This is a genomic window from Streptomyces sp. SS7 (genome assembly GCF_037993025.1).
Taxonomy (GTDB): domain Bacteria; phylum Actinomycetota; class Actinomycetes; order Streptomycetales; family Streptomycetaceae; genus Streptomyces.
The window spans coordinates 9,296,987-9,310,097 of sequence record NZ_CP141223.1 but is presented as its reverse complement, the minus strand read 5'-3'; the positions used below and the strand labels follow the sequence as shown (position 1 = coordinate 9,310,097).

General features: G+C 72.0%; 11 protein-coding genes. 6 read left to right on the top strand and 5 right to left on the bottom strand.

What is annotated here, in order from left to right; all coding sequences use genetic code 11:
- Positions 1-76: 76 nt before the first annotated feature.
- Both hppD and U5640_RS41845 read right to left on the bottom strand, forming a co-directional pair.
- Positions 77-1,282: a 4-hydroxyphenylpyruvate dioxygenase gene (hppD, locus tag U5640_RS41850; protein ID WP_340384448.1), complete on the bottom strand. Its 1,206-nt coding sequence runs from the start codon at positions 1,280-1,282 to the stop codon at positions 77-79.
- A 195-nt stretch (positions 1,283-1,477) separates the two neighbouring features.
- A complete protein-coding gene (locus tag U5640_RS41845) occupies positions 1,478-2,149 on the bottom strand; it encodes a helix-turn-helix domain-containing protein (RefSeq protein WP_340384447.1) in 672 nt (223 codons plus the stop codon).
- A 238-nt stretch (positions 2,150-2,387) separates the two neighbouring features.
- On the opposite strand from U5640_RS41845, the gene U5640_RS41840 reads away from it, so the two are divergent.
- Genes U5640_RS41840 through fahA form a run of 3 tightly spaced genes read left to right on the top strand, consistent with a single transcriptional unit; the run spans position 2,388 to position 5,637 of the window.
- Positions 2,388-3,569, top strand: a complete 1,182-nt coding sequence (locus tag U5640_RS41840) for a homogentisate 1,2-dioxygenase domain-containing protein (protein WP_340384446.1) — start codon at positions 2,388-2,390, stop codon at positions 3,567-3,569.
- Complete coding sequence (locus tag U5640_RS41835) at positions 3,566-4,444, top strand: hypothetical protein (RefSeq protein ID WP_340384445.1); 879 nt, start codon at positions 3,566-3,568, stop codon at positions 4,442-4,444. Before U5640_RS41840 ends, U5640_RS41835 begins: the two co-directional genes overlap by 4 nt.
- Entirely contained in the window at positions 4,441-5,637 is a 1,197-nt protein-coding gene (fahA, locus tag U5640_RS41830; protein WP_340384444.1) for a fumarylacetoacetase, read from the top strand. Before U5640_RS41835 ends, fahA begins: the two co-directional genes overlap by 4 nt.
- Positions 5,638-5,872: 235 nt before the next feature.
- Here the strand turns inward: fahA and U5640_RS41825 are convergent, their stop codons facing one another.
- The gene (locus U5640_RS41825; RefSeq protein ID WP_340384443.1) at positions 5,873-6,469 is read right to left on the bottom strand and encodes a cation transporter; all 597 of its coding nucleotides are present in this window, start codon (positions 6,467-6,469) and stop codon (positions 5,873-5,875) included.
- Positions 6,470-6,584: 115 nt separating this feature from the next.
- Positions 6,585-8,096, bottom strand: a complete 1,512-nt coding sequence (locus U5640_RS41820; RefSeq protein ID WP_340384442.1) for a glycoside hydrolase family 43 protein — start codon at positions 8,094-8,096, stop codon at positions 6,585-6,587.
- Positions 8,097-8,371: 275 nt separating this feature from the next.
- Between U5640_RS41820 and U5640_RS41815 the strand changes: the two genes are divergently transcribed.
- From U5640_RS41815 to U5640_RS41805, 3 genes are all read left to right on the top strand, one after another.
- Entirely contained in the window at positions 8,372-10,570 is a 2,199-nt protein-coding gene (locus U5640_RS41815; protein ID WP_340384441.1) for an MMPL family transporter, read from the top strand.
- 100 nt (positions 10,571-10,670) lie between these two features.
- On the top strand, positions 10,671-11,855 hold the full coding sequence (locus U5640_RS41810; RefSeq protein WP_340384440.1) for a histidine kinase: 1,185 nt from the start codon (positions 10,671-10,673) through the stop codon (positions 11,853-11,855).
- A 23-nt stretch (positions 11,856-11,878) separates the two neighbouring features.
- Positions 11,879-12,556 (top strand): response regulator transcription factor, encoded by a 678-nt coding sequence (locus U5640_RS41805; RefSeq protein WP_340384439.1) that lies wholly within the window; start codon positions 11,879-11,881, stop codon positions 12,554-12,556.
- A 65-nt stretch (positions 12,557-12,621) separates the two neighbouring features.
- Here the strand turns inward: U5640_RS41805 and U5640_RS41800 are convergent, their stop codons facing one another.
- Complete coding sequence (locus U5640_RS41800) at positions 12,622-13,110, bottom strand: MarR family transcriptional regulator (protein WP_340384438.1); 489 nt, start codon at positions 13,108-13,110, stop codon at positions 12,622-12,624.
- Between the last annotated feature and the right edge of the window lies 1 nt (position 13,111).

Here is a 13,111-nt window from a genome sequence, read left to right as displayed (position 1 = left end):
TGGCGTGACCTGAATGCGGGGCCGCCGGTGACACGGTCCGCGGAGCCCGTGCACCAGCACCTCGCTGCGCCGCGGTCTAGAAGTTGCCGCGCTTGGCCTGCTCGCGCTCGATCGCCTCGAACAGGGCCTGGAAGTTGCCCTTCCCGAAGCCGAGGGAGCCGTGGCGCTCGATGAACTCGAAGAACACCGTGGGCCGGTCGCCGATCGGCTTGGTGAAGATCTGCAGCAGGTAGCCGTCCTCGTCGCGGTCGACGAGGATGCCGCGCGCGGCCAGTTCCTCGATCGGCACGCGGACCTCGCCGATCCGGGCGCGCAGGTCGGGGTCGGTGTAGTAGCTCTCCGGCGTGTCGAGGAACTCGACGCCCTTGGACCGCAGCACGTCGACGGTCCTGACGATGTCGTTGGTGGCCAGGGCGAGGTGCTGGGCACCCGGGCCGCGGTAGAAGTCGAGGTACTCGTCGATCTGCGAACGCTTCTTCCCGACCGCCGGCTCGTTGAGCGGGAACTTCACCCGGTGGTTGCCGCTGGCGACGACCTTGCTCATCAGCGCCGAGTACTCCGTGGCGATGTCGTCGCCGATGAACTCGGCCATGTTGGTGAAGCCCATGACGCGGTTGTAGAAGTCGACCCACTCGTCCATGTGACCGAGTTCCACGTTGCCCACCACGTGGTCGAGGGCCTGGAAGACCCGCTTGGGCTCACCCTCGGGCTTCGTGTACCCGGAGGTGCGGACGACATAGCCGGGCAGGTAGGGCCCGGTGTAGCGGGAGCGGTCGACCAGGGTGTGGCGGGTGTCGCCGTACGTGGCGATGGCCGCGGTCCGGACCGTGCCGTGCTCGTCGGTGACGTCCTGCGGCTCCTCCAGCACGGTCGCGCCCTGCGCGCGGGCGTGCTCGACGCACCGGTCGACGTCGGGGACCTCGAGGGCGATGTCGATGACGCCGTCGCCGTGACGGCGGTGGTGGTCGTGGAGCGGGCTGTCCGGGTCGACGCCGCCCTTGACCACGAAGCGGATGGCGCCGGAGCGCAGCACGAACGCGTGGTGGTCGCGGTTACCGGTCTCCGGGCCGGAGTAGGCGACCAGCTCCATGCCGAAGACCACCTGGAAGTACAGCGCGGCCTGCGTCGCGTTGCCCACCGCCCAGACCACCGCATCCCACCCGGTCACCGGGAAGGGGTCACCGTCGGCGTCGTACTCCACGAGCCCGACCAGCTGCCGGAGCTGCTGCAGGTCGAGCTCCGCGAGGCGCTCCTGGCTCGTGAGGGTCTGCTCGATGCTCATACGTCATCCCTTTCGGTGTGCCTGTCTCCGGCGCGTGGCGGTAGAACACACCGGGGCCCGGCAGCTGCACAAGAGTGACCTTCCGAGCTGTTCAGGCTGCTCAGTTTGCCTCACCCAAGGGCGCCTCATGCATACAATCTGCCTAGTCGCGAGGGGGTGGTCCCCTGCCCACGCCTCCGCGGACGCCCGGCGCCGTCAGGCCCTGCCGAGCGACGCCAGCCGCGCGGCCGCCTCCTTCACCTCGGCGGCGACCGTCTCGACGTCGAACTCGTGCATGGCCACCACGCCGACCGAGGCGCCGACGGCGCCCGGGACCTCGAACCCCGCCGCGACCCCGGTGGCGCCCTGCTGGAGCTGTCCCGAGGTGACGCTGTAGCCCAGCTCCCGAGCCCGCACGACCCCCTCCGGCTCATCCTGCAGGGGCGGCTGCAACGCGAGGATGGCGATGCCGTTCGCCCCCCGCTCCAGCGGATGCCGGACGCCGATGCGGTAGCCCACCTCGACCGGCCCGTGCTGGACGGACGGCTGCGCGCCCGCCACGGGAACACACTCCCGCGCGCCGTGCGCCACCGTCAGGAAGGCGGACGCGCCGGTGGCGTCGGCCAGCCCCTGCAGAACCGGCTGGGCCGCCTGCACCAGCTGATGCCGGAACCGCCCCGCGAGGGTGGCCGCGCCGGCCCCGAGCCGTACCCGCTTGCCCTGCCGGGAGACCATCGCGTGCTCCTCCAGCGTCTGCACGATCCGGTACGCGACGGCCCGATCGATCTCCAGCTGCGCCGCCAGGTCCGCCACCGTCAGACCATCGGCCGTCAGGGAGATCAGGTCCAGAGCCCGAAGCCCACGGTCCAGGCCTTGCAGGGTGGCCATCGACACCTCCTGAGGGCGCGGCCGCGCACGGCGCCGCGGAAACCGACAGATCTTCCTCGGGCGCCACGTTAGGCCACGCCCGGCCCACGAGCGGCGCCCGGGAGCGGCAGACGGCACCTTGACCGGACCGCCGCCCGGGACCTAACTTCACGTTGTTTCTTCCAACGCGCAAAAGTGTGCGCTCAGCGCACATCATGCCAGGCGCGGCACCGCGACTCCGAGTCCCGAGGAGAGAGACATGCCGTACTACCACCGGGCGGGAGCGGTTCCGCCGAAACGCCACACCCAGCACCGGGACCCGGACGGGAACCTGTACTACGAGGAGCTGATGGGCGAAGAGGGGTTCTCCTCGGACTCGTCCCTGCTCTACCACCGGCACATCCCCTCGGCGGTGCGGGAGTACCGGGTGTGGGACCTCGGGGACCAGTCCCTGGTGCCCAACCACCCCCTGATCCCCCGTCACTTCACCCCGCACAAGCTGTTCCCGGACGGCGGGTCCGGCATCGACGCGGTGACCGGCCGCAGGCTGCTGCTGGGCAACGAGGACGTACGGCTGGCGTATGTCGCGGCCGACGCGGTCAGCCCCTACTACCGCAACGCCCTGGGTGACGAGTGCCTCTACGTCGAGGACGGGCGGGCGCGTGTGGAGACGGTCTTCGGTGACCTGGAGGCCGGCGACGGGGACTATGTGGTCGTCCCGCGGGCGACCACGTACCGGATCGTCCCGGACGGGGTCGTTCGGATCTGTGCCGTGGAGGCGAACTCGCACATCGGGCCCGCGCGGCGCTACCTGTCCCGGCACGGTCAGCTCCTTGAGCACGCTCCCTACTGCGAGCGGGACTTCCGCCTCCCGGACGGGCCGACGCGCGTCGAGGGCGAGAACGTCGAGGTGTACCTCAAGCACCGCGGTCCCGGCGGCGTCGCGGGGACCGTCCACACCCTCCCGAAGCACCCCTTCGACGTGGTCGGCTGGGACGGCTGCCTGTATCCGTACGCGTTCAACATCCGTGACTTCGAGCCGATCACGGGCCGGGTCCACCAGCCTCCACCGGCCCACCAGGTCTTCGAGGGCCACAACTTCGTGATCTGCAACTTCGTGCCGCGCAAGGTGGACTACCACCCGCTGGCCGTCCCGGTGCCGTACTACCACTCCAACGTCGACTCCGACGAGGTGATGTTCTACTGCGGCGGGGACTACGAGGCACGCAAGGGCTCCGGGATCGGCCAGGGCTCGGTCTCCCTGCACCCGGGCGGTCATCCGCACGGTCCCCAGCCGGGCGCGATGGAGCGGTCGATCGGGGCGGAGTTCTTCGACGAGCTCGCGGTCATGGTCGACACCTTCCGGCCCCTCCAGCTCGGCGAAGCCGCCCGCGCGACGGACGACGGGGCGTACGCCTACTCCTGGGAGCAGAACCGGTGAGCGCCCCGCAGTCGCCCGAGGTCCCGCCGGTCCTCGCGGGCCTGTTCGACGACGCGGCCGTCTTCCCGCCCGGCAGCCTGCCGATCGAGGAGGCCGTGGCGGCCCACGTGGCGCACACCGACGGCGCCCACGGCGGCCTGATCGGGGCGTTCGTCCTCGGCGCCGGGGACGTGGACCGGCTCATCGAGCTGACCGGCGGCCTCCCCGACGGCTCCTTCGACCTCTCCGTGACCGTCGCCCTGCCCGGGGTGTCCGACGCGGTCGCCGCGGCCCGGCGCATCCCGGCCGTGCGGCTGGTCGGGCTGGAGGTCACCGTGCCGGACGGTGTCGCGGCCGAGGCGGTCGTCCCCGCCCTGGCCGAGGCGATCGACGACGGCACCGGCCTCACCGTCTATGTCGAGGTGCCGCGCGACACCCGGCGCGACGCGCTGCTCGCCGAACTCGCCGGAAGGCCGTACCTGGCCAAGTTCCGCACCGGCGGCGTACGTGCCGATCTCCACCCGGACGAGCGTGAACTCGCGGCGACCGTCCTGGCCGCGGCGCGGGCCGGGGTCGCGTTCAAGGCGACCGCGGGGCTGCACCACGCCCTGCGCAACACCGACCCGGAGACCGGCTTCGAGCAGCACGGCTTCCTCAACCTGCTCGTCGCCGCCGACGCGGCCCTGAAGGGGGCCGGGGAGGCGGAGCTGGTCGGGCTGCTGGCCGACCGCGACGGCGACCGGGTCGCCGAACAGGTTCGCGCCCTGTCGCCCCGAGTCCGGGACCTGTTCCGCTCCTTCGGCACCTGCTCGGTCGCCGAACCCGCCACCGAATCGGCCGGACTGGGCCTGCTGCCCGCGGCGACGATCGCCGACCTGACCGAGGTGTCCGCATGAGCAGCAGCATTCGACTCACCGTTCCGGCCGACTCCTTGTTCGGCCCGACCAACCTGCCCTACGGCGTCTACTCGGCGCCCGGCCGGGCGCCGCGCGTGGCCGTCCGCTACGGCGACCACGTCATCGACCTGGCCGTGCTGCTGGGCGACGACGTGTTCGCCCGGCCCAGCCTGAACGCCTTCATGGCGCAGGGCCACGCCCGCTGGGTCGAGGTCCGGGCCGAGATCACCGAGCGGCTCCGGCGCCCGGTTCCCGCCGAGGCCGTCCACGACCTGGACGCGGTGACGCTGCACCTGCCGATCGAGGTCGCCGACTACGTCGACTTCTACGCCTCCGAGCACCACGCCTCCAACCTGGGCAGGCTGTTCCGGCCCGACAACCCGGACCCTCTGACGCCGAACTGGAAGCACCTTCCGGTCGGCTACCACGGCCGGGCGGCGTCCGTCGTCGTCTCGGGCACCGACATCATCCGCCCGGCCGGGCAGCGCAAGGGCCCCCACGACGCGGCACCGGTCTTCGGGCCCTCGACCCGCCTCGACATCGAGGCCGAACTCGGCTTCGTCCTCGGGACCGGCAACGCCATGGGCGAGTCCATCCGCGCCGAGGACGCGGAGCGGCACATCTTCGGTGCGGTGCTCTTCAACGACTGGTCCGCGCGCGACATCCAGGCCTGGGAGTACGTCCCGCTCGGCCCCAACCTGGGCAAGTCGTTCGCGTCGACGATCTCGCCGTGGGTGGTGCCGCTGCTCGCCCTGCACGCCGCCCGGGTCCCGACCCCGGTCCAGGTACCGGCCGTTCTGCCGTATCTGCGGATGGAACAGCCCTGGGGCCTCGACGTCGACCTCACGGTCGCCTGGAACGGCCAGGTCGTCTCCCGGCCGCCGTACGCCGCGATGTACTGGTCCCCGGCCCAGATGCTGGCCCACCAGACCGTGGGCGGCGCTCCCTCGCGCACCGGGGACCTGTTCGCGTCCGGCACCGTCTCGGGTCCCGGGAAGGAGCAGCGCGGCGCCTTCATCGAGCTGACCTGGGGCGGCACGGATCCGGTCACCGTCAATGGCCGACAGCGCACATTCCTGGAGGACGGCGACGAGATCGTCCTGACCGCCACGGCCCCGGGCGCAGACGGCACCCGGATCGGCTTCGGCGAGGCCCGTGGCCGGATCATCGGCTGCGAGCGCCGGGAGGCGTGAGGAGCGCGCCGTCGGCGGGTCCGGGTTTCGCGGGAGCCCGGACCGCCCGATCCGGGCACCGGCCGAGGGCTCGTGGTGAACCGCCTCCGGCACCACGAGGACGCATCGGCCACCCCTGCTCCGTCGCACGCCGGATCCACGGCGCGGCCTTGACCGGCAGGACGCGCTGGGTGGTCGGCGCCCAGCCGAGGATGCTCACCGCGTTCCGCTCCGCACGGGGCGGCACCCCCCGCTCTCAATGGTCCCCGAGGATCTCCTTCGCTTCGCGCGCCGCGTAGTACACCAGCACGTAACCGGCTGCCGGATCTGCCCACCAGAGCCCGGCCAGAGCGTTGAGGACCAGGCCGAGCAGCACCGCGACCGCGAGCAGCCCGTCGATCAGGGTGACGCGGCCCTCGGTCCTCAGCACCGGGTTGTCCAGCGCGGCACCGGTACGGGCCTTGCCGAAGGCCAGGGCGAACATCACGACAGCGGTCAGCGCGGTCCACCCGATCCCGAGCGGCGCGTGGTGCGGGCGGAAGCCGCTGATCAGCACCCACGTCGACTGCACCAGCAGATACCCGGACAGCAGCGCGAAGCCGACACCGATCAGCCGCAGGGCACGGCGCCGGCGGTCCTCACCGGTGCCGGACAACTCCCAGATCACCACGGTCGAGGCGCCGATCTCGACCAGCGAGTCCAGGCCGAAACCGGCCAGTGCCACCGACTTCGCCGCGAGGGCCGCGACCGCCAGCACGACGATGCCGATCACGTTCCAGCCCAAGGTCCCGTATTCCAGCAAGAAGCCCCGGCGCAGCAGGGCCTGACGGGAAGTCTCTTTCGCGTCGCTCACCCGGCGAGTCTCGCAGCGGTCTCCCCGGGGACGGTGGAACGGGCTTCACCCCACCTTGTCCTACGGCTGCGTGCGCGCCGTCGTTCAGCCCCGGGCGGTGACCGACGACCTGGGTTCAGGGAGCGGGTTCGTAGTCGAACCAGTCGAAGTGCACCGAGCCGGACGCGGCGAACATGCCGAGGACCCGGCCGGTGAAGCCCCCGGCGACCTCCGTCGTGAGGTACTTGCCGTCGAGTGCGGCGAGCGCGCGGAAGGTGCCGTCCTGGTCCTCGAACCCGAGCGCAACGGTGTCGGGGCCGGTGCGTGCGTCGCGCACCTCCTCGACGGCGGCCACCTCGACCCTGAGGATCACGGGCCCCGGCGGTACCGGGCCGGACGCGACGACCGTGCTCAACGGGCCGATCCGAGCGGTCACCACCAGTTCCGTGGAGGTGGCCTCGACGGCGTAGTGGTGCGCTTCGTCGAGGCGGACCGTCAGGCCACCGCGCCCCTCACCCACGTCGATGGACGCACGCACCCGGCAGGACACATGTTGTTGCCGCCGGCCGACGAAGGTCACGTCGGTGGCGTCGGGCGACGCGCCGCGGGCCCGCAGGGTGAGCCAGCCGGGACGTTCCTTCGTGGTGCAGTTCTCCGCAGGGCGGTCCCGCAGCGAGATCCAGTGCGGGGCCAGGTCGCTCACGTCGAAGTCGTCCCGGGCGGGAGTCGTCGCACCGGGCCGGAGCGGCCACGGGGGCGCGGCCATCGTCGGCGAGAGCTCACCGACCACCGGCCAGCCGTCCGCCCACTCGACCGGCACCAGGTAGGTCTCCCGCCCCAGCGCGTGCCAGCCGGGGGTGCCGCCACCCGGCCGGACACCGAGCAGCACCATCCACCACGAACCGTCGGGCCCCTGGACCAGGTCCGCGTGCCCGGTGTTCTGAATGGGGTGGTCGGTGCCGCGATGGGTCAGGATCGGGTTGGCCGGGCAGGGCTCGAAAGGGCCGTCGGGGGTGCGGGAGCGGGCGATCGAGACTCCGTGGCAGCGCTCGGTGCCGCCCTCCGCGATGAGCAGGTACCAGTGGTCGCCCATCCGGTAGAGGTGCGGTGCCTCGGGGGCTTTGGCGCCGGGGCTTCCGGACCAGATCCTGCGACAGGGGCCGAGGGTCTCCCCGGTGCTCGGGTCGAGGCGGACCTGGCCGACACCGGCGACCGTGCACCAGCAGGTCCCGTCCTCGTCCCAGGCCAGGTCCGGGTCGATGCCGGGGACCCCTGGCAGCCGTATCGGATCGGACCAGGGGCCCGCCGGGTCCGTGGCCGTGAAGAGCATGTTGCCGTCGGCGCTGACGTTCGTGACGATCAGCCAGAAGCGGCCGTCGTGGTGACGGAGGGTGGGCGCGTAGATCCCGCCCGAGGACGGCGAGTCGGGCGGGAGCCGCAACTGGCTCGTGCGGTCCAGCGCGTTGCCGATCTGGGTCCAGTGCACCAGGTCTTGGCTGTGGAAGACGGGCACACCGGGGAAGTACTCGAAGCTGGAGCACACGAGGTAGTAGTCCTCGCCCACCCGGCAGACGCTCGGATCGGGATGGAAGCCGGGGAGCACGGGGTTGGTGAAGGTGGTGGTTCCCGTCGCGGGCAAGCTCGACACCTGATCGGGTCCTCTCGGTTCACGCGTCTTTCCCGGACCGCCGGTTCAGCGGGCCGGGCCGAGCCGTACGAGCACGATCGACTATGCCCGGGGTGTCGTCGGCGGGTCCTGGTTTTTCCGTCGACCGTCATGGGGCTCGTCGCGCCTCCTGCTGCGAGCGCAGTACGCGCAAGTGTCTGCGAGCGACCGACGACGACGGTCCGGGGAGCTGCGACCGTGAGTGCGGGCCGTGATCGTCGGCCCGACCTCATGGCGTTCTCCGGAAAGGCTCGTCGATGTCACCTCTCGCCCGCTGGTGCCACAGGCATCGGCTCGTCGTCGTCCTGACCTGGGTGGGCCTGTTGCTCGCCCTCGGCGCGGCGGTCGGCGCGGCCGGCAACGACTTCGGCAACAGCCCGATCTCGCAGAACACCGACTCGGCCAAGGCGACGGCCCTGCTGCAACGGTCCTCGAACAGCGCGGCGGGCAGGAGCGGCCGGGTCGTCTGGCAGTCCACGGACGGCAGGGTCACCGGGCCCGCGGCCGAGAGGGCGATGACCGAGGCGCTGGAGCACATCGCCGACGCCCCCGGGGTCGCCGCCGTGACCAGCCCCTATGCGCCTGACGGCAGGGCACAGGTCAGCCGGGACGGCGGCACGGCCTACGCCACGGTCGCGTTCGACGAGAACGTGTCCGACGCGCAGATCGACCGCGTGAAGGAACTCGCGACCGCCCCGGAGTCGGCGAGCCTGCGCATCGCGCTGAACGGGCAGGCCTTCACCGTCAACCCCGAACCGAACGCCGTCGCCGACGCCATGGGCATCGTCCTCGCCTTCGTGGTGCTGCTGTTCGTCTTCCGGGCGGTGTGGGTGGCGGCCCTGCCCATCATCACGGCCGTCGTCGGGGTCGGGACGTCCGCGGTCACCGTGATCCTCCTCAGCCATGTCATCACGCTCTCCGACACCACACTGACCCTCGGTTCACTGATCGGCCTGGGGGTCGGCATCGACTACGCCCTGTTCATCGTCAACCGTCAGCGTGCCCATCTGACGGCGGGCCTGGGCGTGGCCGAGGCGACCGCCAAGGCCCTCGACACCTCCGGCCGCGCCGTGCTCTTCGCCGGGCTGACCGTCGTCGTCGCGCTGCTCGGCATGCTCACCCTCGACGTCGGCATCATCAACGGCATGGCCGTCGGTGCGGCCGTCACCGTCGTCCTCACCGTGCTGGCCGCCGTCACCCTGCTGCCGGCCCTCCTCGGGATGATCGGCACGCGGGTCCTCAGCCGCAGCGAGCGCCGCGAGCAGGCCGGACCGGCGGCGCGGCGGGGCTCGGGGCGGCCCGGCCTGTGGGACCGGTGGGCCGCACGGGTCCAGGCTCACCCCAGGGCCCTGGGTCTGGTCGCCCTGGCCGTGCTCGCGGCGCTCGCGTTCCCGACGCTGTCGCTGCGCCTGGGCGCGTCCGACGACGGCAACCTGCCCACGACCTCGACGAACCGTCAGGCGTACGACATGATCGCGGACGGCTTCGGGCCGGGCTTCAACGGCCCGCTCGTCCTGGCCGTCCAGGCTCCCACGGCCGCCGACAGAACTGCCGCGACGAGGCTGGTCACCGACCTCGCGCGGGTCGACGGTGTCGCCGGTGCCCACGCGGCGCCGATGAAGGAGGGCCAGACGGTCGGTGTGATATCGGTCGTCCCGACGACCTCCCCCCAGTCGGCCGCCACCTCGGACCTGATCCACCACCTGCGTGCCGACGTGCTCCCGCGGGCGGAACGGGGCACGTCGATGAAGGTCTACGTGGGCGGTGTCACGGCGAGCAATGACGACTTCGCCTCGGTGCTCATGGGCAAGCTGCCGCTGTTCGTGCTGGTGATCGCCGCGCTCGGCTTCCTGCTGCTGACCGTCGCCTTCCGCAGTCTGCTCATCCCCGCGGTGGGCGCCGTGCTCAACATCCTCAGCATCGGGGTGGCCTTCGGCGCCATCGTCGTCGTCTTCCAGTACGGCTTCGGCGCCGGGCTCCTCGGCCTCGGTTCGGCCGGACCGATCGAGTCGTTCGTGCCGATCCTGGTCGTCGGCATCATGTTCGGTCTCTCCATGGACTACCAGGTCTTCCTGGTCAGCCGGATGCGCGAGGAATGGGCGCACACCGGCGACAGCCGGCGCGCGGTCCGGGTCGGGCAGGCCGAGACCGGCAAGGTGATCGCCGTCGCCGCCACCATCATGGTCTGTGTCTTCGGCTCCTTCGTCTTCGGTGGCATGCGGGTCATCTCGGAGTTCGGGGTCAGCCTCGCGGTGGCCGTCGCCGTGGACGCCCTCCTGATCCGTATGGTCGTCGTCCCCGCCCTCATGCACCTGTGCGGACGGGCCAACTGGTGGCTGCCGCGCCGACTGGACAAGGCCCTGCCGCGCGTGTCCGTCGAAGGCCCCGCGGACGGGCCGACGCAGCCGCACCCCCCGGTGCGGGAGCCGCAGACGGCCGGAAGGCGAGTCTTCTAGCCGGCCCACCGCACACAAACCCGGGCGCGGTCCGGCCGGTCGGGGTCGGCCCGGCTTCCCGTCGGTCCGCGCCCTCCTACCGGCTGCATACAGTAAGGGAATGGACGTGGCAATGGTGGTGTGGCGGCAGTGGCTGGCCGGTCACGACCGGCTCAGGGACGCGCTCCCCGCCGTGCCGCTGGTCGTGATCGCCGCGGCGGCGACCGCCGTCGGCGAGTCCAGCTGGCACGAGCCCCGTTGGGACGAGACGGCGTGGACGGCGCTGTCCTGCCTGCCCCTGGCCGTCCGCAGCCGCCGGCCGCTGGGCGTCGCCCTGGTCACGCTGGCGGCCGGGCTCACGCTGATGGTCCTCGAACCGGACCTCGCGCCGGCCCCGTCGGCGAGCCTGGTCGCGCTGTACACGCTCGCCGCGCACGGCAGCCGACGCACCGCGTGGACCGTCGGTCTGGCCGCGGCCGTGGCCATCACCGGTGTCTACGCCGCCACCCACGAGGAGTCCGTGGTGGGCGGAGCCAGCCTGCTGCGCCTCGACTTCGCGATCGCGGCCACCGCGCTGGGCCGCGCCGTCCGCAGCCGCCGCGACCACCTCGCCGACGCGAGGGCCCGCGTGGAGCGCGCCGAGCGTATGCAGGAGGAGGAGGCCAGGCGCCGGGTGACCGAGGAGCGCGTGCGTATCGCCCGCGATCTGCACGACGTCGTGGCCCACCACATCACCCTGGTCAACGCCCAGGCGGGGGTGGCTCACCACCTCATGCGCGCCCACCCCGACCGGGCGTACGAGGCACTGGCCCACATCAAGGACAACAGCCGCGCCGCCCTCGACGAACTGCGCGCGACCGTCGGTCTGCTCCGCCAGCCCGACGACTCGCCCGGCACCCGGGCCCCCATCCCCCGCCTGGCCGATCTCGACAGCCTCGTCGGCGGGTTCCGCGCGAGCGGGATGTCCGTGTGGGTGGCCCGCACCGGTACGTGCTCGCCGCTGGCGCCCGCCACCGAGCTGACCGCGTACCGCATCATCCAGGAAGCCCTCACCAACACCCACAAGCACGCGTCCGCGACCAGGACCGCCGTGGTCCTGCACTACGGTGCGCACCGTCTTCGGGTCACCGTGACGGACGACGGGCTTCCCGGCTCGCCCCGGGGCGCGGGAACCGGTCACGGGCTCATGGGCATGCACGAGCGGGCCGTCGCGATCGGCGGGACCGTCACGGCCGGCCCCCGTCCGGAGGGCGGATTCCAGGTGGTGGCCGAACTCCCCCTCTCGCTCCACCCCGCCGTCGTCTGACACCCCGTGAGGAAGAACCGCCCATGACGATTCGCGTCCTGCTCGCCGACGATCAGGCCCTCCTCCGGGGCACCTTCCGGCTGCTCATCGACGCACAGCCGGAGCTGGAGGTCGTCGGGGAGGCCTCCGACGGACGGGAGGCGGTGCGGCTGGCCCGGTCCGAGCGGGCCGACGTCGTGGTGATGGACATCCGGATGCCCGAGGTGGACGGTATCGAGGCCACGCGTCTGATCGCCCAGGACGAGGACCTGGCCGGGGTGAAGGTCCTCGTCCTCACCACCTTCGAGGAGGACCACCTCGTCATCGAGGCGCTCCGGGCCGGCGCGAGCGGCTTTCTGGGCAAGGGCGTCGAACCCGCGCAACTCCTGGACGCCGTACGGCTGGTGGCCGCGGGCGAGGCACTGCTCTCCCCCGCGGCGACCAAGGGCCTCATCGCCCGCGCCCTCTCCCAGCCCGCCCCCGGCGATCTCGTCGACCCCCGCCGGCTGGCCTCCCTCACGCCCAGGGAACGGGAGGTGCTGACCCTGGTCGCCGCCGGCCTGTCGAACGAGGAGATCGCCGAACGCCTCTTCGTCACCCGTGTCACGGTCAAGACCCACGCCAACCGGGCCATGGCCAAGCTGAACGCCCGGGACCGTGCCCAGCTCGTCGTCATCGCCTACGAGTCCGGCCTGGTGCGCGCGGGAGAACGGCAGGGCTGACCGGGCGGCCGACGAGCCGGGAGCCGGGAGCCGGTCCGACAAGAGGCAGTCGGCGTCGGTCGGCGTCAGTCGGCGTCGTCGCGCAGGCCCGCCTCGATTGCGCCCAGCGAGTGGATCAACCGTGTGTAGTCGTCCCCGGCCAGGGCCGCGACGAAGAACCGCTCGACCACGCGCGCGTGGGCGTCCGCCGCCTCGACGAACACGGCGCGACCATGGTCGGTCGCTTCCACCAGCACACTCCTGCGGTCCCGGGGCGACGGAACCCGCCGCACGAGAGCCATCTGCTCCATCCGGTCGACCAGACGCGTGATGCCACTGCTCGTGAGCGTCAGGTCCTCGGCCAGCTCGCGCTGCGTGGTCTTCTCTCCGGGCTGCCGGCACAGCCGGATGAGCACCTCGAACGCCGTGTGGTCGATGCCGCAGTCCCGCCGCAGGACGGCGTCGATACGACGTTCCAGGCGGGTGGCGGCCTTGATCAGGAGGCCGAAGTCCTGGACCAGCCGGCTGTTGGCCGCCCGGGTGACCCGGCCGCCCTCCTGACTCTCCGCGTCCACC